The following is a 20,249-nucleotide window of genomic DNA, read 5'->3' on the forward strand; positions in this document are numbered from 1 at the left end:
CCGGACAACAGCGACGCCGTCCAGCCCGGTTTCCCCGCCGCCCTGCTGTGGGAGTTCCGGGTCGCCTCGCTCGCCGTCCAGCTCGTCCTGTGGGCGGTGTTCGCCATCGTCTTCGGCGTCCTCGCCCAGAAGCTCCTGGCCGCGCGCGCCGATCCGGCGGGTACGGAGACGGCCGCGCCCCAGCCGGCGTCGGCCCTCGGCTGATCCGCGCACAGCACCACCTACAGAGCCCTGTCGCCCCGGACGTTCCGGAGCGACAGGGTTCTGTCCGTTGCCCGCCCGGGGCCCCTTCAGTCCCGTCGACTGCCGTCGTCGACCGGATAGGGGGACCTGGCTGCTGCGGTCCGGGTCGACCGCCAAGCGGCCGCCGATCGTGGGACGGGCGCGCTGCGCGCAGTCGCGGATCTCGCACATCCGGCAGCCCAGACCGATGAGGGTGGCGTTGGCAGGGTCGTCGACGGCCGTGCCGCGCGAAGGCATCGTCGCCCCGGAGGACCAGGACCGGTTCGTTCGTACCGCAGGTCGGCTGGGGGAACTCGCCACCGGTGAACTCACCGGCATGGGCTTCGACATCCCCGCCTTCACCTCGATCTTCGTGATGAGCCGCATCACCGGCTGGACCTCCCACATCACCGAACAGCTCGCCCCACAACTCCCGCATCCGTCCCTTCGCTTCCTACGACGGCCCCGACCACCGCGACGTACCGCTCAGAGCCTCCTGGGGCCGGCGCACGCTTCACGTCCTGCCTCGACCACGACCACATGTCCCGTACCGGCCGTACCGGCCGTACCGGGCCGTGGACGCGCGGGCGAGGCGGCGTACCGTCTCATTTCCGACGTCCGACATGTGGACCATCGTTCTCGCAGTCTGGTGAAACGGCCTAGGGTGGCCGGTGCAGCTGGTTCGCCCCGTCCGCCAGATGGGATGCGTCGTAAGAGGGAACCCGGTGGGAATCCGGGACTGCCCCGCAGCGGTGAGCGGGAACGACCGCCGTCATACGCACTGGGACCGGACAACGGTCCTGGGAAGCGACGGCCAGTAGGTGCCCGCCGGGAGACCGGCAGGCGTGCCCGCGAGTCCGAAGACCTGCCCGTTGCCCGCACGCGGACGATTCCGTGTGCGGATATCCCGGTGACCTCGTGGGCGGGTCGGCGTACACAGCGAGCGGCAGTTGCGGCATCGTCCCCGCGGCGTGGTCCGCCCGCTCCGTCGTTCCCTTCGCGTCCGCGTCCCGTCGCCGGGATGTTCCTGGATACATCTCGCGAAGGAGAGTTCCGTGACAGCGAAGCCCGCAGCCGCGGCAGCACGAGCCACCGTGTACGGCTACCCCCGCCAGGGCCGGAACCGCGAACTGAAGAAGGCTGTCGAGGGTTACTGGAAGGGCCGCGTCACCGCCGACGCCCTTCAGGCCACCGCAGCCGAATTGCGCCGTTCCAACTGGCAGCAGCTCGCCGACGCCGGCATCGACGAAGTGCCGACCGGTGATTTCTCGTACTACGACCACGTCCTGGACACCAGCGTCATGGTCGGCGCTGTCCCCGCCCGGCACCGGGCCGCGGTCGCGGCCGACGCACTCGACGGCTACTTCGCCATGGCGCGCGGCACCCAGGACGTGGCGCCGCTGGAGATGACCAAGTGGTTCGACACCAACTACCACTACCTCGTCCCTGAGCTCGGCCCCGATACCGTCTTCACCGCGGACCCCGCCAAGCAGGTCGCGGAACTTCGCGAAGCCCTCGCCCTCGGGCACACCGCACGCCCGGTCCTGGTCGGCCCGATCACGTACCTGCTCCTGGCCAAGCCCGCCCCGGGTGTGGCCGCCGACTTCGAGCCGCTGACGCTCCTGGACCGGCTGCTCCCCGTGTACGCCGAGGTCCTCGCCTCCCTGCGGGCGGCCGGCGCCGACTGGGTGCAGCTCGACGAGCCCGCCCTGGTCCAGGACCGCACCCCGGCAGACCTGAACGCCGCCGCCCGCGCCTACCGCGACCTCGGCGCCCTCACCGACCGGCCCAAGCTGCTGATCGCCTCCTACTTCGGCCGCCTCGGCCAGGCCCTCCAGGTTCTGGCCGCCTCGCCCGTCGAAGGCCTGGCCCTCGACTTCACCGAGGCCGGCGCGGCGAACCTGGACGACCTCGCCGCCGTCGGCGGGCTCCCCGGCAAGCGCCTGGTGGCCGGTGTGGTCAACGGCCGCAACATCTGGATCAACGACCACCAGAAGTCCCTGACCACCCTCGGCACCCTCCTCGGCCTCGCCGACCAGGTGGACGTCGCGGCGTCGTGCTCCCTCCTCCACGTTCCGCTGGACGCCGCCGCCGAGCGGGACATCGACCCGCAGATCCGGCGCTGGCTGGCCTTCGCCCGTCAGAAGACCGCCGAGATCGCCACCCTCGCCCGCGGTCTCGCCCAGGGCACCGACGCCATCGCCGCCGAACTCGCCGCCAACCGGGCCGATCTGGCCTCCCGCGCGAGTTCTGCCATCACCCACGACCCCGCGGTCCGGGCCCGCACCGCGGCCGTCACGGATGCCGACGGACGGCGCGCGCAGCCCTACCCGGAGCGGACCGCCGCCCAGCGGGCACACCTGGGCCTGCCGCTGCTGCCGACGACCACCATCGGCTCGTTCCCGCAGACCGACGAGCTGCGCGTGGCTCGCGCCGATCTGCGGGCCGGCCGGATCGACACGGCCGGCTACGAGGCGCGCATCAAGGGCGAGATCGAGGAGGTGATCTCCTTCCAGGAGAAGACCGGCATCGACGTCCTGGTGCACGGAGAGGCCGAACGCAACGACATGGTCCAGTACTTCGCCGAACAGCTCACCGGGTACCTCGCCACCCAGCACGGCTGGGTCCAGTCCTACGGCACCCGCTACGTCCGCCCGCCGGTGCTGGCCGGGGACATCTCCCGCCCCGAACCGATGACCGTCCGCTGGACCTCGTACGCCCAGTCCCTGACCTCCAAGCCGGTCAAGGGGATGCTCACCGGCCCGGTCACCATGCTCGCCTGGTCCTTCGTCCGCGACGACCAGCCCCTCGGCGACACCGCCCGCCAGGTCGCGCTCGCCCTGCGCGACGAGGTGGGCGACCTGGAGGCGGCCGGTACCTCGGTGATCCAGGTCGACGAGCCCGCCCTGCGTGAAACTCTGCCGCTGCGCGCCGCCGACCACGCGGCATACCTGGCCTGGGCCACCGAGTCCTTCCGGCTCACCACCAGCGGTGTCCGGCCGGACACCCAGATCCACACCCACATGTGCTACGCCGAGTTCGGGGACATCGTCCAGGCCATCGACGACCTCGACGCCGACGTCATCAGCCTGGAGGCCACCCGCTCCCACATGCAGGTGGCGCGCGAACTCGCCGCACACGGCTACCCCCGGGAGGCCGGGCCGGGCGTCTGGGACATCCACTCCCCGCGCGTCCCCTCCGCCGAGGAAGCCGCGGACCTGCTCCGCATCGGCCTCAAGGCCATCCCGGCCGAGCGCTTGTGGGTCAACCCCGACTGCGGCCTGAAGACCCGCGGCTGGACGGAGACCCGCGCCTCCCTGGAGAACCTGGTCACCGCCGCCCGAGAGATCCGTACGGAACTCGCGACCGACGGGTCCTGATGAAACCGGTCGTGGGCCGGCGTCCTCAGGGGCGCCGGCCCACGACCGGCCGTGAACCCATGGGCTCATGCGTGGGCCCGGCGACGGGAGGTCACGCGTGGCGCAACACAAACCCCGAAGCATCGTGGCTGGACGGGCAGTTCCTGCCGGCGCCGGCGCCGAAGGAGTACGGGCGCAGTACCTCAGGGGGCAGGCTGTCTACTTGGGTCCGGCCGGGAGCATGATCATCGGGGACGGTCTCGTGGAGGCTGTCCCGAGCGGGATCTCCCGCATCGCCCCTAGCAGGAACACGGTAACCATGAAGCCCTCCCCGTCCCCTGAACCTCCCGCCGCGGCCTACCCGGCCCCCGCCGTGCGCCTGGCACGCTTGGCGGGCGCCGTCGGCCTCTCCGCCGGTTGGCCACCCACCGAGGACCACCTCCAGGACCTCGCGGAACGGACCGGACTGCGTCCTCACGACCTGCTGCTCGCCGCCGACCTCCCGCTGCCCGAGACCGCCTGGCACTTCGACGCGATGGCCGGGGCCTCCAGCTCCCTGGTGTTCCGCTGCCTCGGCCTGCCCGCCCACGAGAGACAACTGCTGTGCAACCGGGCCCGCTCCATGACAGTGGCAGCGGAACTCCTCGTTCCGCTGCAGCGACGCCCGTACGAGCAGTACCCCCCGAGCTTCGGTTCGCTCCTCGTCCGGATGCTCGAACTCCGCAACCTGAACTGGTCGGGAGTGGCCAAGGCCATGTGCCTGATGTCCGGAGTCTGCAAAGCCGGCTCCACCATCGGAGCCGTAGGACGGGGCGCGGTACCGCTCGACGCGGAACTGCTCCAGGGCTTCGCGGCCGTCCTCGGGGTACCCGTCGTGGTGCTGGCCGCCCTGACCGGCCACCCGGCACCGGCCGCTCCCCGGATCCCTACTCCCGAGACGCTCGACACCGCCTCCCTCGTCTGGGAGGTCCGCCACCTGACTACGGACCAGGTGGACTCGCTCACCACGTACGCAGAGGCACTGGGCGGAGCCTGACACGCACGGCCGCGGCACAGCGGCACGGCAACATGGTTCCGGCTGCCGGTCCCTGGCGTCACTCAGGCGCGGGAGGTCCGAAGAGCCCTGGCCCATCGCGGTGTTCCGACCCCCGGAGACGGCGCGGTCGGGGGCCTGCCGGCGCAGTGCTGGTCCGGGGCCGGACCGCACGGGCAGCCGCTACGGCCGAACAAGCGCGTCCACCCTGGCCACGCCGAGGGAGTACCTTATTGCGCATACTGTGCAACTGCGTGTGAAGTGTGAAAGAGGTAGCCGTGGCAGCTCCGGTGGTGCTCGGGATCGAGTCGTCGTGCGACGAGACGGGCGCGGGCATCGTCTCCGGCGGGAGACTGCTGGCCCATGTGGTGGCGTCCAGCATGGACGAGCACGCGCGCTTCGGAGGCGTGGTGCCGGAGATCGCTGCCCGCGCACACCTCCAAGCCTTCAACCCGGTTGTCCAAGAGGCACTCGACCAGGCCGGGCTGCGTCTATGTGACCTCGACGCGGTTGCCGTCACCACCGGACCTGGCCTGTCCGGTGCCCTCCAGGTCGGTCTGGCCGGGGCGAAGACCCTCGCGTACGCGGCCGGTGTACCGCTGTACGGCGTGCACCACCTCGCCGGGCACGTGGCCGCCGACACCCTGGAGCACGGGCCGCTGCCGAACCCCTGCATGGTGCTCATCGTCTCCGGCGGCCACACCTCGCTGCTGCTCGTACGCGACCTGGTCCGCGATCCGATCCTGCACCTGGGCGACACCATCGACGACGCGGCCGGGGAGTGCTTCGACAAGGTCGCCCGGGTCTTCGGTCTGCCCTACCCGGGCGGGCCGGCCATCGACCGCGCCGCCCGCGGTGGCAACCCCTGCTCCGTTGCTTTCCCCCGCCCACTCCTGGGTTCCAAGGCGCACCCCTACGGCTTCTCCTTCTCCGGGCTGAAGACGGCCGCTGCCCGCTGGGCCGAGCAGCACCGCCAGAGCGGAGAGGAACTTCCTGTGGCCGACGGCGCCGCCTCGCTGCAGGAGGCCGTCGCCGACGTTCTGACCCGTAAGGCGCTCGCCGCCTGCCGGGAGTACGACGTGCGCACGCTCGTGGTGGTGGGCGGCGTGGCCGCGAACTCACGGGTGCGGGCCCTGGCCGAGGAGCGGTGCGCGGCCGCGGGGGTCGAGCTGAGGGTGCCGCCCCTGACCCTGTGCACCGACAACGGTGCCATGATCGCCGCCGTCGGCGACCTGCTGGTCCGGGCCGGCTCGGACCCCGCCCAACTCGACATGTCCATCGACCCGTCCGCGCCCCTGGAGTACGCCGCCCTGCACCCCGTCGCCCGGCCGGCGGTGAGAGCGGCGTGAGCGTCGCAGCGGTACGCCGGGTGTCCGGCACCGAACCGCTCGCCCGGCCGTGAGTTGTCGCGTGGGGAGGGCGTGGTCGGATGTCGCACCCTCCCCACGGCGGGCCGGCCGTCGGCCCGGGTGGCCGCCGACGTCAGGTCACCGCGCCGGCAGGTGCGGCGTACGCGGCGGTGCCGTGCGCCGGCTGCCGGTCCGCTCGAAGGCCGCGGCGAGAGTCAGCAGGGCGTTGTCGTCGTAGGCGCGGCCCGCGAAGGTCAGGCCGACGGGCATGCCGGTGTCCGCCATGGTGCCCATCGGCACGGTCACCGTCGGGATGCCGAGGTGGCGGGGGACCAGGTTGCCGTTGGCGACCCAGACGCCGTTGCGCCAGCCGAGGTCGGCGGACGCCGCGTCGACGTCCATGTCCGCGGGACCCACGTCGGCGACCGCGGGGAAGACCACCGCGTCCAGGCCCAGCCCGTCCATCCACTCCTCCAGGTCGACGCGGCGCGTCTCCTCCAGACCGCGCAGCCCCTGCTCCAGGTGCGGCATGTCGGCCGGGGACGCGTACGGGCGCTCCCGCACGAAGCGCGGGTAGTCGCCGATCGTGTCGTCGAAGCCGTCGTAGCGGTCGGGCAGCTCGCCGTCCTGCTTGGGCCAGATACGGGAGCCGTCGACGTCGGCCAGGGTGGACAGCGCCGGGTCACCGTTGGCGCGCAGGAAGTCGTCCCAGGCCCAGGCGGACAGGTCCTCGATCTCGAAGGTGAGGTACTCGCGGCTGACCAGTCCGCGGGTGAGCAGCGAGGGAGCACCGGGGCGGTCGGACTCGTAGTTGGAGACGACGGGGAAGTCGACCTCGACGACCTCGGCGCCGGCGGCCTGAAGGTCGCGGCGTGCGGCTTCCCACAGGGTGATCACCGAGGGCCGCGTGTCGATGCGCTGCCCGGTCTGGCCGCCGATGCCCCCGTCGGGGTTCGTTCCGGCGTCGGGGTCGGCGTTGATGTACATCCGGGGTACGCCGACCCGCTTGCCCGCGAGCGCGCCGGAAGCGGCCTCGGTGTCGGTGGGTGCGAGGGCCGGGTAGGAGGTGGGCCGTACCTGCGAGGGGGACGGCAGCGGGATCCACGGCTGGGCGCGCCACAGGTCCCCGCGCGTGTGCGGGTCGTCGGCGACGATGACGTCGAGGAGTTCGAGCAGGTCGGCCATGGTGCGGGTGTGCGGGACGACGACATCCATGGTCGGCACCAGCGGCCAGTTGCCGCGCACCGAGATCACGCCCCGGCTGGGGGTGTAGGCGCACAGCGCGTTGTTCGAGGCGGGGGCGCGGCCCGAGGACCAGGTCTCCTCGCCCAGGCCGAACGCGCCGAAGGACGCCGCCGTCGCCGTGCCGGAGCCGTTGGAGGAGCCGGAGCCGTAGGCGCTGGTGAGCCAGTCGGCGCTGTACGGGCTCTCCGCGCGGCCGTACACGCCGCGCTGCATGCCCCCGTTCGCCATCGGCGGCATGTTGGTCAGGCCGATGAGGACGGCTCCGCCCGCCCGCAGCCGTTCGACGGCGAAGGCGTCGCGCTGGGCCACGAGGTGCTCGAAGGCGGGGGAGCCGGACGCCGCCGTGAGCCCCTTCGCGAGGTAGCTGTCCTTCGCGGTGTACGGGATGCCGTCCAAGGGGCCGAGCGTCTCGCCGCGGGCGCGGCGGGCGTCGGAGGCCTCCGCCTCCGCGCGTGCGTCGGGGTTCATCACGACCATCGCGTTCAGCGCGGTGGCCGTGCCGGGCCGGTCGTACGCGTCGATCCGCGCGAGGTAGGCGTCGAGGAGGCCGACGGCGGTCACCTCGCCCGTCTCCAGCGCCGCGCGCAGGTCGGCGATACAGGTCTCCACGACATCGAAGACATCGAAACGGCGCGTCATGCGGGTTCTCCCGGTTGGCTGAGTAGGACAGGCGGGCTGCCGGCCGTCGGGGCGGCCGCGCATGCCGGCCTTCACACTCCCCATCGTCCTGACTAGATTTTTAGTCTAGATCAGAAGTCTAGATTTTTGGAACCTAGACTTGGGGCCTGGATCTCCGTAACCGAAAGTGAGCTCATGCCGACGCCAGAGACGGGGCCCTCGCCCTCCACCCACCTCCTGCCGGAGGGCGCGATCGGGTCGGCCGATGCGGACGCCGGGGCCGACGCCGCCTCCCGGTCGGTGGCCCCGGCCTCGGCCGACAGGAAGCGTCAGCCCAGTGGGGACGAGGCGCGGGGGCGGGCGATGCGGGCGGCCATCGCCGTCATCGCCGAGAAGGGCTCAGCGGCCGTGCGGATGTCGGACATCGCCGAGCGGGCCGGCATGAGCACCGGGCACATCCTCTACCACTTCGGCAAGAAGGACCGGCTCCTGCTCGAAGTCCTCGCCTGGAGCCAGGCGGACCTCTGGACCCGATTCCAGCAGGCAGCCGACGAGGCCGCGTCCCCCGCCGAAAAGCTGGACCTGTTCGTCCGCTTCTACCTGCCCCGGCACCAGGGCGACGAACGCTACGCACTGTGGACGCGGGTACTGGCCCAGCGTCACGACGAAGCGGGCCGACGCATCCTCACCGAGTTGCTGGACGGCTGGGACGAGCGCCTGGACGCCATCCTCCGCGAGGGGCGGGACCTGGGACAGTTCGCCGACGTGGATCTCCCCGAGTTCACCATCCGGGCCGTGGCCATGCTCAGCGGGCTCTCCGAGGACGTGATGCTCGGGCGGTCCCGCTGGCAGCACGCCTCCCCGCACGCGTTCGCCCTGTCCGTCCTCGAACGAGAACTACGTCCGGCCGTTCCCACCGAATGATCCTGAGGACCGAACGGCGCCGTCGATGAGGTCGCCTTCCTGCGCATGGGCGACATGGCCCGCCCCGGCACCCGGCCCTTCGACTTCACCGGTCGACCACGGCGCGGCGGATACGCCGAGGGGGTGACTACCACCGATTCACCGCACCCCGGATACGTCTTTGCGGCGCAGGACCGCGCGTCTACCCGGAGCGGACCTTCGATAGGGCGTAGGCCGCGAGGGCAGCGGCGAGCAGCGCCCACACGAGCCCTTCGCCACCGGCGTGCAGCCACCCGACGAGGCCGAGGAGTCCAGCCGTCACCGCTCCGCAGCTCAGCGCGCGGGAGTCCTGGAAGAACGCCCATTCGCGGGACGCCGAGCCCGGGTGCCTGAGTTCGGTCACGGCCGTCTTGATGATCCAGGCCGCGAGGATCACCGCGACGGTCAACAGAGCCTGGCGCATGGGCGCTCCGATCAGCGTTCCGCGGCGTTCGCCCGCCGGTAGATGTCGGGGATGCCGTCGGCGTCATCGTTCACAGTCTCTTCCTCGTACAGGCGCCTGTACACCTTGTCGCGGCGGAGCAGGAAGAGGGCGGCGAGGGCGGCGGCGGTGACCGAGTCGATGAGGACGGCGACCTTGATCTGCCCGGCGACGGCCTGACCGGGCGACGGTCGAAGGGCACGTCAGCCCGCTCGGAGTCCGACCGCCAGCGTCAGTTCGAGAACCCGGTGCGGCGCCCCGAGATCCGGAAACAGCTCCCGCAGCTGCGACATCCGGTACCGGACGGTCTGGGGATGGACGAACAGCGCGGCCGCCACCTCGTCCCGCCTGCCCTGGTGCAGCAGCCACGCCCGCAAGGTCTCCTCGAGCCGCCGCGCGGTCGCGCCCGGCAAGGTCCCCAGCGGTGCGAGGGCTCGGGCACGCAGGTCGGCGAACGCGTCCGCATCGGCGCTCAGTACCAGCTCGGGCAGGTGGTCCTCGGTGTCGCGGATGTCGCAGGAGAGGGAGCGCGCGCGTACGGCTCGTGCGTACGAGGCGGACGCACGCGTCCACGGCCGGGCCGGGCCGACCACGGCGGTGCGGTCGGGCAGCCGCCTCAGGAGATGTGCCCGGTCGGCGTCGGGGACGAGCAGCACGCCGGAGGCGTCCGGCAGATCGTCGAGGACCAGGGTGTTCGGGTCGAGCGTGCGGTAGGCCGGCCGGGCCTGGGCGGCGGGCAGCAGGACCGCGGTCAGCGAAACCGGCGGCTGCCACCCGGCCCGCCCGGCAGCGGCGAGGAGCACGTCCGGGCTCGCGCCGGAGAGGAGGTCACGGGCCAGTTGTTCCAGGTGGCGCTCGTGGGCCCGGCCACGCGCGGCCAGTTCGTCGGCGTGGCCCGCGGCGCTCGCGGCGGAGAGCTCGTCGATGTAGGCGAAGGTCAGCTCGGCGAACTTGGCGACCTGGGCGGCGGGCAGACCCGCGGGTACGGCACCCGAGGCCAGGCCTCGCCAGGCGACGCGGGCGCCGACCCGGTAGGCGCTGAGCAGGGCGTCCATCGAACGGCCGTCGCGGACCTCGCCGCGGCCCAGCTCGTAGGCCGCCTCGCCGGCGTCGCCGCCCGTGGTGTTCCCGCTCGCGAGGTCGAGGTAGAGGCCCAGGGCGGTGCGGACGGCCCGGCGGATGGTGGCGCCCATGCGGCCCGAAAGTGCGTTGGCGTAGGGCGGCACCTCGTCGATGATCGCCTGGACCACCTCGTCCGCAGTGGTCCTCAGTACGGCCCGCAGCGCGGTGACCGTCGTCTCATCCAGGACCAGTTCGCTGGCCCTCCGAGCTGCATGGCTCAATTTTTGTTCCTTGCGAACAATTCAACCGATCAGATTCACGTCCTACGGACAGGACTCTATCCCCTGAAGCACATCAAGCTGGGGGCATGACGAGTGCAGCCCTCCGCAGTAGGGCGTGGAAACTGCTGGAGATGGTCACGACGCCGGTGCTGCCGTCGGACTACCTCGACCTGGTCAGCCCGCTGCGTGCGGGCGGCGACCTGCGGGGGCGCATCGAGGCCGTGCACCCCGAGACGGGTGACGCCGCGACCATCGTGATCAGGCCGGGACGGGGCTGGCGCGGCCACACGGCCGGTCAGTACGTGCGGATCGGGGTCGACGTCGACGGGGTGCGCCTGTGGCGTGCCTACTCGGTCACCTCGCCGACGAACCGCAGCGACGGCCGGATCACGATCACCGTGAAGGCCATCCCGGACGGCAAGGTCAGCAACCACCTGGTCCGCAGGGTGCAACCGGGCACGCTGATCCAGCTCGACCAGGCGACCGGTGACTTCGTGCTGCCGGAGGCCAAGCCCGCCAAGGTGCTCTACCTGACGGCCGGCAGCGGCATCACGCCGGCGATGGGCATGCTGCGCGACACCGAGTTCGACGACGTCGTCATGGTCCACTCCGCACCGAAGCCGCACGACGTGATCTTCCGCACCGACCTGCACGACCTGGTCGCGGACAAGAAGCTGCGCCTCACCGAGCTGCACACCGACACGGACGGCATGCTCGACATCGCCCGCCTGGGCGAACTCGTCCCCGACTGGGCCGAGCGCGAGACCTGGGCGTGCGGACCCGCGGGCCTGCTCGACGCCGCCGAGGCCCACTGGACCGAGCACGGCGTCCCGGAGCGCCTGCACACCGAACGCTTCCGCCCCACCGTCGTCGTCACCGGAGACGGTGGCCAGGTCACGTTCGTCGCCACCGACAAGACCGTCGAGGCGGACGGCGCCACGCCGCTGCTGGACGTCGGCGAGGAGGCCGGCGTACTCATGCCGTCCGGGTGCCGCATGGGCATCTGCTTCGGCTGCGTCACGCCGCTCACGGCCGGCGCCGTCCGCGACCTGCGCACCGGCGAGATCACCGAGGCCGGACCGGACGTCCTCATCCAGACCTGCGTGTCCGCCGCGGCGGGCCCCTGCGACATCGAACGGTAGGAGCACCTTGACCGCCATCGACCCCACCGCCCACCTCACCGCGGAGCAGATCGAGGAGCTCGGGCGCGAGCTGGACGCGATCCGCGACGAGGTGATCGCCGGCCGCGGAGAGAAGGACGCCGCCTACATCCGCAAGGTCATCAAGGCGCAGCGCACGCTCGAGCTGGTCAGCAGGGGAGTCCTGCTGTTCTCGATCTTCCCGCCCGCGTGGCTCATCGGAACCGCCGGGCTGTCCGTGGCCAAGATCATGGACAACATGGAGATCGGCCACAACATCTTGCACGGCCAGTGGGACTGGATGCGCGACCCGAAGATCCACTCCACCACTTGGGACTGGGACCACGTCTCGCCCGCCGACCAGTGGAAGCACTCGCACAACCAGCTGCACCACACCTACACCAACGTGATCGGCAAGGACAACGACCTCGGCTACGGCATCATGCGCGTCGACGAGGACCAGAAGTGGCACCCGTTCCACCTCGGCCAGCCGCTGTGGAACTTCCTCAACGCCTGCTTCTTCGAGTACGGCATCGCCGCCTACGACCTGGAACTCGGCAAGAACCTGCACAAGCGCCGCCGCAAGAACCCGGAGTTCCGCGCGCGGGCCAGGGCCGTGGGCCGCAAGATCCGCAAGCAGGTGCTCAAGGACTACGTGATCCACCCGCTCCTCTCGGGCCCGTCGTTCCTGACCACGCTCGCCGCCACCTTCACCGCGAACCTGGTCCGCAACCTCTGGACCCACTCGGTGATCATGTGCGGGCACTTCCCCGAGGGCGTGCAGGTCTTCGAACGCCGGTCGATCAAGGGCGAGACGCGCGGCCAGTGGTACCTGCGCCAGATGATGGGCTCGGCGAACATCAGCGGCAGCAAGGCCATGCACTTCATGACCGGCAACCTGTCGCACCAGATCGAGCACCACCTGTTCCCGGACCTGCCGAGCAACCGGTATGCCGAGGTCGCGGTGAAGGTGCGCGCCCTGTTCGAGAAGTACGAGCTGGATTACGTCACCGGGCCGCTGCCCAAGCAGGTGTACTCGGCGTGGCACAAGGTCTTCCGGCTCTCGCTGCCGAACAAGAAGCCCAAGGTCACGACACCGGACCGCGAGCGGGAGCTCGCCGCGGCCTGATTCCCGGTCCCGGGACCGGGCCGCCGGACGGCTGTCGGCCCACACGTGAGGGCGGGGCACCGGCGGGTGGGTGCTCAGGCGCGAATGATCTTGGGGAAGGCCTTGCCGGTGTCGACGTAGTACTTGCGGACCAGCGGGCCGAAGCCCCCTTCCGAGCTGCCGAGGATCATCGATTTGATGACCTCCAGGCTCTTCGTGGCGGTGAAGTCCTGCGGCTTCGTCTCGGGGTCGCCGGTGACCAACGCCTTCCACGCCGCCCGAGACTCCGTAGTGGCGCTGACGTCCGGGTCGAAGCCCAGGTAGTAGCCGCGTCCTTCGGACTCCTGCCCGACGGCCAGGAAGACGATCACATGGAATCCGGCGTTGCGCTCGTTGTTGAACTTGCTCTGCGCCCCGCCCACGTGTCCGGTCGAACCGTTGACGTACACGGCGCGCTCGGCCTTCACGGCCTTGTCGATGGCGGTCCACTTGGCCGGGACGCCGATCGCCACAGACAGGTCGCTGGGCTCGTACAGCCCGCCCTCCCCGGGGCTCAGCAGACCGCCGATCCTCTTGGCGCGCACCTGGCAGTCGCTGTCCGACATTTTCGCGAACGTGGAATCGACCGGCATCTGCAGCCAGCACTTGAGGCGTTCGAGGGCGGTGCCCGTCGTCGCGTCCACCGCCGTCGAGATGCGCTCCCTGATGTTCTTGACCGTCGGTGCGGTCTCGTCGTCGGCTTGGACGTACGCCTGCTCGATCATGAACCAACCCCCCACATTCGGGCTCCCCTTGGCTTCACTATGACGCACGGAGCGTGCTCGCGATAGAGCGGAGAGTGAAGACCCGGGGCCGGGTGGCGCCCCGCCGTGTGACCGGGATGTGGCCACTGATCGGCCGGAAGTCCCACTCCCGCCGACCACGCCACGCCCTAGACTGCGACCGCTTCAAAACCTGGCGATCATCGGGAGGGCGTGCAGGATGAAACGAGCACTGATCAGCGCATTCGCGGCCGTGGCGTTAGTCGTGTCCGGGGGGAGTGTCGCCACCGCCTCCGACGGCGCTCCGCCGCGGACCACGCACGGCCCTTGCCAGTACACACAGACCCCGGACGAGCCGCCGGCGCGCCGGGTTCCGCTGCCGCCCGATCCGCGGCGCACCCCCGCTCGGGGCACGGTCGACATGGCTGTTCCGACCAGCCAGGGCCCTCTCCCGCTGCACTTGGACCGGGCCAAGGCGCCGTGCACGGTCCAGAGTTTCCTGCACCTGGCACGGCACGGGTTCTACGACCGCACGGTGTGCCACCGTCTGACGGCGTATCCGACGCTGCAGGTCCTGCAGTGCGGTGACCCGACCGGTACCGGGGAGGGCGGGCCCGGGTACAAGTACAAGGACGAGCTGCCGGTGGACCTGCCGCCGGCACCGACCGATCCGACCGGCGCGCGCCGCCTCTACGGGCGCGGCCTGCTGGCGATGGCCAACGCCGGTCCGGACACGAACGGTTCACAGTTCTTCGTCGTCTACGGCGACTCCGCACTGCGACCGAACTACACGGTGTTCGGCACGGTGGGCGCCGACGGTCTGACGACACTCGACAAGGTCGCCGCCGGCGGCATCGAGCCGACCGCCGAGGAGCCGGCGCCCGTCGACGGCACCCCCGTGCTGCGGACCGAGCTGCGCCGCGTCCGGCAGTCCTGCGAGCACTGACGCACCGCGACATGGCCAGGTCATCGACGAGCGTGCCCGGCGCCGGTGGTCGCCCCGGGCGGACCGTGCCGGCCGGGTGAAGCGTCCGGGTGCGGAAGCGGCGGGATCCGGACTTCGTGCCCGGCCTGCGCGAAGCGCCTACAGCCCAACCTCTGGACTCCGTACGGCGCGGCCCGCGGCCATCGCACCCATGGTCCGGTCCCGGTTCCACGCCGGGGCCGGACTCCGTGACCGCGCAGCCGTGGCCGCGGGGCATCAGCAAGGGTGGGCCCACCGTCGAGGTGCGGGCCACCTGCGCACCCCACACCCCCCGAATCAGGGGGTGTGCGCCGGCCTGCTGATCATGTAGCCACGGCTGCTTGGACCTGCCATGGCATGAGGATCCGGGGTGCGGGCAGGAGATCCTCCTATGGAGGACCTGCCCGCAGCCGACAACACCCCCGGGTTCGGCCGCCCACCCACCGGTGGCCGGCCGATCGACGCCTCGGCGGCCGGGGCCCGCCGCCGCGTCGGGGAGCTTCTTCTGCGCGTCGGTGTCAGCCTCGACAGCGTCATCGCAGCAGACGCACTCATCGTCACCACGGAACTCATCACCAACGCGATCCGACACGGCGGCGGCCTGACCCTGTTCCTCCCGGCCGTCACGGACAACGCGTTACACCTGTCCGTCGGCGACGCCAGCCCGCGTGCCCCCTTCGTTCGCCCCCACAGCCCCGACCTGCCCGGCGGCCATGGCTGGCCTCTCATCCAGCGCCTGAGCGAACACATCAGCATCACCCCGCGTCCCGACGGAAAGATCATCGAGGCCGTCGTGCGCCTGAGCTGATCCACACGCCACTCACGCCCCTGGGACGCCCCTGGGACGCCTCTGCGGCGCTGGACGGGTGCGGATGATCGCGTGATTTTGCGGGCAGGTGTTCCGGTGACCCTGGGAGGTAAATGTGGCGCGCGAGCGGCTCGGACTGGCTGACGTACTGGCGGCGGCGGATGCTGCCGCCCCGGTGGATTCTCTCGATGTCGTGGCGCGGAACCTACGCGACCGGTTCGCGGCGAAGTATGTGTCCTTCCTCTTCGTCGATGTCGTCGGACGTCGTCTGCTGCGGGTCAACGACACCGGGGCCACGTCCACCCATGATCGCCTCGAACACGTCCCGCTCGCCCGCAGCAGCGCCTACGACGAGGTCCTACGTACCCAAAGACCTGTCCTCGCGGCTGCCGATGTCGGCCATGGGCAGCGGGTGTTGGCCCCTGTCACCAACCGCGGTGACACCATCGGCGTCCTGGAACTCTTCCTCGAAGGTGTCACTCCGGACGTACTTTCACAGGTCGAGGAAGCCGCGCACGCGCTGGCGTACATCATCGTCACCGACCGCCGCTTCACCGACCTCTACCACTGGGGCAACCGCACCACCGCGGTCAGCCTGGCGGCGGAGATCCAGCGCCAGCTCCTCCCCTCCGCCTCTTCCTGCGAAGCCCCCCAGTTCAGCCTTGCCGGAGCTCTGGTCCCCGCCTCCGACATCGCCGGAGACACCTACGACTACAGCCTCGACCACGACACACTGCACCTGTCCATCACCGACGCCATGGGCCACGACGTCAACGCCTCGCTCATGGCCACCCTCCTGGTCAACGCCTCCCGCGGCGCCCGCCGCGCCGGCGAAGACCTCGCCGAGCAGGCCCGCCGAACCCACCAGGCCCTCCTCGACCACGGCCCGAGCACCTTCGCCACCGGCCAGCTCCTGCGCATCACCCTCGACGGTTGCAGCGCCCAGCTCGTCAATGCCGGCCACCCCCGGCCCCTGCTCCTGCGCGGCGGCGCCGTCGAGGAACTGCGACTGGCGGTGGACATGCCCTTCGGCTTCAGCCGGCAAGGCGCCTACCGGATCCAACATCTCGACCTGCGCCCCGGCGACCGACTTCTGCTCCACACCGACGGCATGCAGGATCGCGAAGCCGAAGAGGTCGATCTCCCGGGCCTCCTGCGCAAGACCGCCGCCGAGCACCCGCGCGAGGTCGTCCGCACCCTGGTCGCAGCGGTCAGCGACGCCTACCAGGGCCGTCCGCCACGGGACGACGCCACAGTCCTGTGCCTGGACTGGCACGGCCCCCAGGCCTGAACGCCCGACACGGGACGTACGGAGGCGTACGACGGCGTGACGTCACCCGGGCCGGCAGCGCCCGCGTGTGCGGGAGGCCGAGAACGGGTCCGAGTCCGATCTCACCGACCTTCGACCGGGCCGGCCGCCGGGGTCGTATGGCGGCGCGCGGTGACCGAATACGCGGCGAGCGCGCGGTTGCCGCGCGGCTTGGCAACGGCCCGGAGAACGTCGGCCTGGCTCAGGACGAGCTGTCGCACCGGCTCGGGCAGCGCGGCCAGAGGCTGATGGCTTCCGATCAGATCGAGGCAAGCAGCGATTTCCCAGTCGCCGTCCTGAAGTTCTCCGGTATCGACCGGCTCGCCGGCGTCGGCCGTCCAGCCGGCCTCGGCCAGGAGCCGCAGCAGGCTCTCACGGGAGAAAGGCGTGCGGACGTTGCCCTGGCCACGCGACCCTGCCGCCTCGATCTGTCCCTGGATCAGTACGGCGAGCAGGTGCGCCAGCTGGTCGTCCGAGGCAGGCGTCAAGTCCCATTCGGTGAAACAGAGTCGCCGCGCCCACGGCCGTACCCGGGCCAGTGTGTCCCGCAGTTGGCCGAGCGATGCGAAGTACCAGGAGCAATGTGCGAGCACCACATGGTCGAAGGTGCTTTCCGGGAAGTCGACCGACGGGTCGAGGACGTCGGTGCCGAAGCGGAAGTCGATGCGGGCCCCGAGCGGGCCCGCCGCGAGCCGGGCTGCCGATTCTCCGATCGTGACCGGCGCCCCGTAGGAGGGTGCGGCCACGTCGACGGCCACCACGTGCCCTTCGGGCCCGACCGCCTCTGCGAGGACGGCGGTCATGTCGCCCTGACCGCAGCCCAGTTCGAGGACGGTCGAGCCCGGTGCGATGTGCCAGCCGGCCACGAGCGCGGCGCGGTGGCGAGTCTGGGACAGCTGGACGTCCGGGCTGTGATCGGCGGCCGCCATGCCGGCCGCGAGCGAGGGGGCCTTGGTGAGGAGATCGGAGTGATTCACAGAATCCTTGCTGATATCGATGGGTCGGTGCGGGGGAGGGTACGAGACGCGCGGGCAGCGACGCCTCCGATTTTCCGGACTTCACCGGCACGACGGCGGCCCACACCCGAGGACCCGGCCGTCCGCGTGTGGGCGACCGCTGTGGCACCGGCCGGGGCCCGCGGAGTCGTCCGCGGGAGCGTGTCGTACCCTCCGCTGTCATGAACACGGATCAAGCCGGGGAGGCCGGAACCACGGCCTTGCGCACCGCCCACTTCGAGTACGCCGCGCAGGCCCCGGACTACGACGCGGCCCTGCGCCGGTTCACCTTGGGGACCTGGCCGGGGCGCACCGCGATGCTCTGGCTGCCCGCGCTGATCGCGGCCGCGGCCGGGCTGCTGCGTGTGTGGGTGTGGCACCTGGGCTGGGGCGGAGTCGTCCTCGTGGGAGTCACCGTCGTCATCGCCTCGCTCGGCGTCCGGCAGTGGCACCGCAGGTTTCGGATGAAGGAGCTGTACGAGAACGATGCCGCCCTCGGCACCATCCGCACCACGCTGACGGACGACGGTATGCGCACGCGCGGCGCCGCCGACGGCGATCAGGGCGAGACCGACGAGTGGCGCGGTCATCCCTGGTGGTTCGAGACCGCGGAACTGTTCGTGCTCACCGGCAGCATGGGCTACTTCTTCGTACTCCCGAAGCGCGGCGCGGCCTCGCCCGAGGACGTCGAGAAGGCCCGCGCCCTGTTCACGGAACACCTGCGGCGCATCTGAAGGTGGCGCGGCCGAGCCCGCCTCCCCGCGAAGGCGTGCCCGGCGACCTCAGGGCGGCTGACCTACGACGGACTGTCTGCGCGAGACTCGGCAGAACCCGGAGGCAGGCCGGGCCGCTTGCCTTATCCGTTCCGCGTGGCCGACTGAAAGCACGCGGAGGGCTGGGCCGGATTCGAACCGGCGTCATCCCTCTTGGCAAGAAGGTGCGACGACCTCTGCGCTACCTGCCCTCCGCGGCCCCGACAGCCTACGTCGAGCCCACGCCGACCACCGGCCTGCACCCGCCAAGGCACCCTCGCCGACCGCGACCGCGACCGCGATGCGGTGATCGCTGACCCTGACTCTGACCGGAGTCCGCAGTCGTCGAACGTCACATCGCTAGTGGTCTAAGCGGCCTTTGGGCACTGGATAGGAATGCTCTACGGGTAGGACGCGTCGCTGAAGTCAGGTCCCCGTCCCGTACGTGTCGTGAAGCGCGTGCGCAAGTGTGGTGATGTCGGTGATGGAGACCATCCACCCGTCCGCGTAGCGGTGTGCGGCTTCTCCTGTGAGACCGAGCAGCGAGCGGTGGGGCAGCGGTTGCAGGTGAAGGTCCCGTTCCGGGTCCCACTGGCGGTTCCCGTGCGGTCGTCAGGGCAGGCCCTGCCCCGACGACCGCACGGCGGCACAGACGTCGCGGTCAGGAGGAGCTCGGGTCAGCGGACCTCGGTGACCCGGTGGGCTGGTCGGAGAGGACCAGGTTGATGGTGGTTTCGGTGAGGGTGTGCAGGGTGATGTCGTACGTTCGGGCCATCTGCTGAAGTCGTGCGACGGTGCGGCGGACTACTGCCGGGTTTCCTGCCGCCCATTCGATGTGGAGGAGGTCGCGGTAGAGGACCTCGCAGGTCTCCTCGATGTCGAGTGCCTGCAGGACGGTCCGGCGGGCGGCGTCGAGGTCAGAGGTGTCGCCGTCGGTGTGCCGGCGGGCGAGGGTGTGGGCGGTGTCGGTGATTCGGGACAGCATTTCCTGGATCACTGGTTCGGCCCAAGGCAGGGTCCGGCCGTCGAACGGCCTGCCCCGCACCAGCGCCATCGCGTCTTCCAGATCAGCGAGTCCGTGCTGCGGGCCTGCGGCCAAGCCGGTGGCGGTCAGTTGCTGGAACAGCTGCCAGTCGGAGGTGACGTCAGGGTGGAAGACGTACCCGGCGCCGTTCTTCCCCTAGGTTTCTCGCCGGCGTGCCCGTAGGGGTGCGGGGCCGTGCTGTTGTCGGTGGGGCGTGGGAGGGTGTTCGGGTGTTCGTACTGGTCAGGTGTGTAGGGACGGGAGTGTGTGGGGGACGCGCTCCGCGCGGCTGGCTCTTCCCCGGCCCGCGACGCTGCCCTACGCGCCACGGCCGACCGCCAGAGGCTGAAGCCTCCAGCGGCGCTGGAGCGGCGAACGACCCGGAGCCCCTCTCCGCCGGACCTTCGCCGGACGATCGTCCGGCACGCGGCCGCGCAGGCCGCTTCCGCAACCGTGCCCTTCGGCAGGGCCGGGCGTCGCACTGCAGGGTGGGCTACCCGGTTGGGCGCGGCAGGCCGGCGGAGTCCGCGCACGCCTTCAGGGGCTGCGGCTGGACGGCCGGCAGGCGCGTGCACGCCTCCTCCCGGCCCGGCGCGGCCGGGAGTGCCCCCGTGCGATCAAGAAGCCGAACCGCTGGCCCGTCCTGAGGACCCGGTCCAACCCGGCCGCTGGGCCCACAACCAGACCACGAAGCCGAGGAGCAACCGCCGAGCCGGAAGACCGGTACTCAGGGGAACCCGAGCCCCGTCACCGCCTACGGATTAGGTGCCGAGGGACCGAGAATGACGGTCGGTCCCTCGGCTCGGGACTTGGCGAGGGTAGTGGCGGCCTCTGGC

Annotated in this window: 17 protein-coding genes, 1 tRNA gene, 3 pseudogenes and 1 riboswitch; of the genes and pseudogenes, 12 read left to right on the forward strand and 9 right to left on the reverse strand. The window is 71.0% G+C overall.

The features are described from left to right. The coding region (locus BCL76_RS32430) for a CbtA family protein (RefSeq protein ID WP_146228469.1) at window positions 1-204 on the forward strand (204 nt) is incomplete at its 5' end. 180 nt (window positions 205-384) lie between these two features. Here BCL76_RS32430 and BCL76_RS40560 read toward each other — a convergent pair. After that, window positions 385-630, reverse strand: a pseudogene (locus BCL76_RS40560) (short-chain fatty acyl-CoA regulator family protein); the annotation flags it as partial. Here BCL76_RS40560 and BCL76_RS40110 point away from each other — a divergent pair. The 4 genes and pseudogenes from BCL76_RS40110 to tsaD form a co-directional block, all read left to right on the forward strand. After that, window positions 560-707 (forward strand): annotated as a pseudogene (locus BCL76_RS40110) (citrate/2-methylcitrate synthase); the annotation flags it as partial. The pseudogenes BCL76_RS40560 and BCL76_RS40110 sit on opposite strands and share 71 nt — an antisense overlap. 189 nt (window positions 708-896) lie before the next feature. Then, window positions 897-1,097, forward strand: a riboswitch (cobalamin riboswitch). Window positions 1,098-1,277: 180 nt separating this feature from the next. Next, window positions 1,278-3,602, forward strand: a complete 2,325-nt coding sequence (gene metE, locus BCL76_RS32445) for a 5-methyltetrahydropteroyltriglutamate--homocysteine S-methyltransferase (RefSeq protein WP_109782952.1) — start codon at window positions 1,278-1,280, stop codon at window positions 3,600-3,602. Between the two features lie 298 nt (window positions 3,603-3,900). Next, entirely contained in the window at window positions 3,901-4,617 is a 717-nt protein-coding gene (locus BCL76_RS32450; protein WP_109782953.1) for a hypothetical protein, read from the forward strand. A gap of 287 nt (window positions 4,618-4,904) precedes the next feature. Beyond that, window positions 4,905-5,963 carry a tRNA (adenosine(37)-N6)-threonylcarbamoyltransferase complex transferase subunit TsaD gene (tsaD, locus tag BCL76_RS32455; RefSeq protein ID WP_109782954.1) on the forward strand — a complete coding sequence of 353 codons (1,059 nt, stop codon included), beginning with the start codon at window positions 4,905-4,907 and terminating at the stop codon, window positions 5,961-5,963. Window positions 5,964-6,101: 138 nt separating this feature from the next. Here tsaD and BCL76_RS32460 read toward each other — a convergent pair whose 3' ends face one another. Continuing rightward, the gene (locus BCL76_RS32460) at window positions 6,102-7,847 is read right to left on the reverse strand and encodes an amidase (protein WP_109782955.1); all 1,746 of its coding nucleotides are present in this window, start codon (window positions 7,845-7,847) and stop codon (window positions 6,102-6,104) included. A 174-nt stretch (window positions 7,848-8,021) separates the two neighbouring features. Here BCL76_RS32460 and BCL76_RS32465 point away from each other — a divergent pair, with 174 nt between their 5' ends. Beyond that, entirely contained in the window at window positions 8,022-8,750 is a 729-nt protein-coding gene (locus BCL76_RS32465) for a TetR/AcrR family transcriptional regulator (protein WP_258310035.1), read from the forward strand. Window positions 8,751-8,931: 181 nt separating this feature from the next. Here BCL76_RS32465 and BCL76_RS32470 read toward each other — a convergent pair whose 3' ends face one another. Together BCL76_RS32470 and BCL76_RS32475 are read right to left on the reverse strand one after the other, a co-directional pair. Continuing rightward, window positions 8,932-9,192 carry a hypothetical protein gene (locus BCL76_RS32470; RefSeq protein ID WP_109782956.1) on the reverse strand — a complete coding sequence of 87 codons (261 nt, stop codon included), beginning with the start codon at window positions 9,190-9,192 and terminating at the stop codon, window positions 8,932-8,934. A 221-nt stretch (window positions 9,193-9,413) separates the two neighbouring features. Beyond that, window positions 9,414-10,553 (reverse strand): PucR family transcriptional regulator, encoded by a 1,140-nt coding sequence (locus tag BCL76_RS32475; protein WP_109782957.1) that lies wholly within the window; start codon window positions 10,551-10,553, stop codon window positions 9,414-9,416. Window positions 10,554-10,639: 86 nt separating this feature from the next. On the opposite strand from BCL76_RS32475, the gene BCL76_RS32480 reads away from it, so the two are divergent. Continuing rightward, window positions 10,640-11,695, forward strand: a complete 1,056-nt coding sequence (locus BCL76_RS32480; RefSeq protein ID WP_109782958.1) for a ferredoxin reductase — start codon at window positions 10,640-10,642, stop codon at window positions 11,693-11,695. A gap of 7 nt (window positions 11,696-11,702) precedes the next feature. Continuing rightward, the gene (locus BCL76_RS32485) at window positions 11,703-12,821 is read left to right on the forward strand and encodes a fatty acid desaturase family protein (protein WP_109782959.1); all 1,119 of its coding nucleotides are present in this window, start codon (window positions 11,703-11,705) and stop codon (window positions 12,819-12,821) included. A 74-nt stretch (window positions 12,822-12,895) separates the two neighbouring features. Here the strand turns inward: BCL76_RS32485 and BCL76_RS32490 are convergent, their stop codons facing one another. Beyond that, complete coding sequence (locus BCL76_RS32490) at window positions 12,896-13,564, reverse strand: hypothetical protein (RefSeq protein WP_109782960.1); 669 nt, start codon at window positions 13,562-13,564, stop codon at window positions 12,896-12,898. A 418-nt stretch (window positions 13,565-13,982) separates the two neighbouring features. Here BCL76_RS32490 and BCL76_RS32495 point away from each other — a divergent pair, with 418 nt between their 5' ends. From BCL76_RS32495 to BCL76_RS32505, 3 genes are all read left to right on the forward strand, one after another. Then, on the forward strand, window positions 13,983-14,507 hold the full coding sequence (locus tag BCL76_RS32495) for a peptidylprolyl isomerase (RefSeq protein ID WP_258310036.1): 525 nt from the start codon (window positions 13,983-13,985) through the stop codon (window positions 14,505-14,507). Between the two features lie 409 nt (window positions 14,508-14,916). Beyond that, the gene (locus BCL76_RS32500) at window positions 14,917-15,333 is read left to right on the forward strand and encodes an ATP-binding protein (RefSeq protein ID WP_258310037.1); all 417 of its coding nucleotides are present in this window, start codon (window positions 14,917-14,919) and stop codon (window positions 15,331-15,333) included. A gap of 115 nt (window positions 15,334-15,448) precedes the next feature. Beyond that, window positions 15,449-16,624 (forward strand): PP2C family protein-serine/threonine phosphatase, encoded by a 1,176-nt coding sequence (locus BCL76_RS32505; RefSeq protein WP_109782962.1) that lies wholly within the window; start codon window positions 15,449-15,451, stop codon window positions 16,622-16,624. 101 nt (window positions 16,625-16,725) lie between these two features. Here the strand turns inward: BCL76_RS32505 and BCL76_RS32510 are convergent, their stop codons facing one another. Further along, window positions 16,726-17,619 carry a methyltransferase domain-containing protein gene (locus tag BCL76_RS32510; RefSeq protein ID WP_109782963.1) on the reverse strand — a complete coding sequence of 298 codons (894 nt, stop codon included), beginning with the start codon at window positions 17,617-17,619 and terminating at the stop codon, window positions 16,726-16,728. Window positions 17,620-17,819: 200 nt separating this feature from the next. Here BCL76_RS32510 and BCL76_RS32515 point away from each other — a divergent pair, with 200 nt between their 5' ends. After that, on the forward strand, window positions 17,820-18,371 hold the full coding sequence (locus tag BCL76_RS32515; RefSeq protein ID WP_109782964.1) for a hypothetical protein: 552 nt from the start codon (window positions 17,820-17,822) through the stop codon (window positions 18,369-18,371). A gap of 157 nt (window positions 18,372-18,528) precedes the next feature. Here BCL76_RS32515 and BCL76_RS32520 read toward each other — a convergent pair. From BCL76_RS32520 to BCL76_RS32530, 3 genes and pseudogenes are all read right to left on the reverse strand, one after another. Beyond that, window positions 18,529-18,601: transfer RNA gene (locus tag BCL76_RS32520), tRNA-Gly, on the reverse strand. A gap of 148 nt (window positions 18,602-18,749) precedes the next feature. Then, a pseudogene (locus BCL76_RS40565) lies at window positions 18,750-18,983 on the reverse strand (DUF4291 family protein); the annotation flags it as partial. A gap of 67 nt (window positions 18,984-19,050) precedes the next feature. After that, window positions 19,051-19,374, reverse strand: a complete 324-nt coding sequence (locus tag BCL76_RS32530; RefSeq protein WP_146228470.1) for a hypothetical protein — start codon at window positions 19,372-19,374, stop codon at window positions 19,051-19,053. Between the last annotated feature and the right edge of the window lie 875 nt (window positions 19,375-20,249).

Source organism: Streptomyces sp. CG 926 (assembly GCF_003148825.1).
Classification (GTDB): domain Bacteria; phylum Actinomycetota; class Actinomycetes; order Streptomycetales; family Streptomycetaceae; genus Streptomyces.

Bases quoted from the DNA above. Each gene is read 5' to 3' on its own strand.
- BCL76_RS32450 (WP_109782953.1), top strand. From the start codon at position 3,901: ATGAAGCCCTCCCCGTCCCCTGAACCTCCCGCCGCGGCCTACCCGGCC.
- BCL76_RS32460 (WP_109782955.1), bottom strand. From the start codon at position 7,847: ATGACGCGCCGTTTCGATGTCTTCGATGTCGTGGAGACCTGTATCGCC.
- BCL76_RS32465 (WP_258310035.1), top strand. From the start codon at position 8,022: ATGCCGACGCCAGAGACGGGGCCCTCGCCCTCCACCCACCTCCTGCCG.
- BCL76_RS32470 (WP_109782956.1), bottom strand. From the start codon at position 9,192: ATGCGCCAGGCTCTGTTGACCGTCGCGGTGATCCTCGCGGCCTGGATC.
- BCL76_RS32480 (WP_109782958.1), top strand. From the start codon at position 10,640: ATGACGAGTGCAGCCCTCCGCAGTAGGGCGTGGAAACTGCTGGAGATG.
- BCL76_RS32490 (WP_109782960.1), bottom strand. From the start codon at position 13,564: ATGATCGAGCAGGCGTACGTCCAAGCCGACGACGAGACCGCACCGACG.
- BCL76_RS32495 (WP_258310036.1), top strand. From the start codon at position 13,983: ATGGCTGTTCCGACCAGCCAGGGCCCTCTCCCGCTGCACTTGGACCGG.
- BCL76_RS32500 (WP_258310037.1), top strand. From the start codon at position 14,917: ATGGAGGACCTGCCCGCAGCCGACAACACCCCCGGGTTCGGCCGCCCA.
- BCL76_RS32515 (WP_109782964.1), top strand. From the start codon at position 17,820: ATGAACACGGATCAAGCCGGGGAGGCCGGAACCACGGCCTTGCGCACC.
- BCL76_RS32530 (WP_146228470.1), bottom strand. From the start codon at position 19,374: ATGCTGTCCCGAATCACCGACACCGCCCACACCCTCGCCCGCCGGCAC.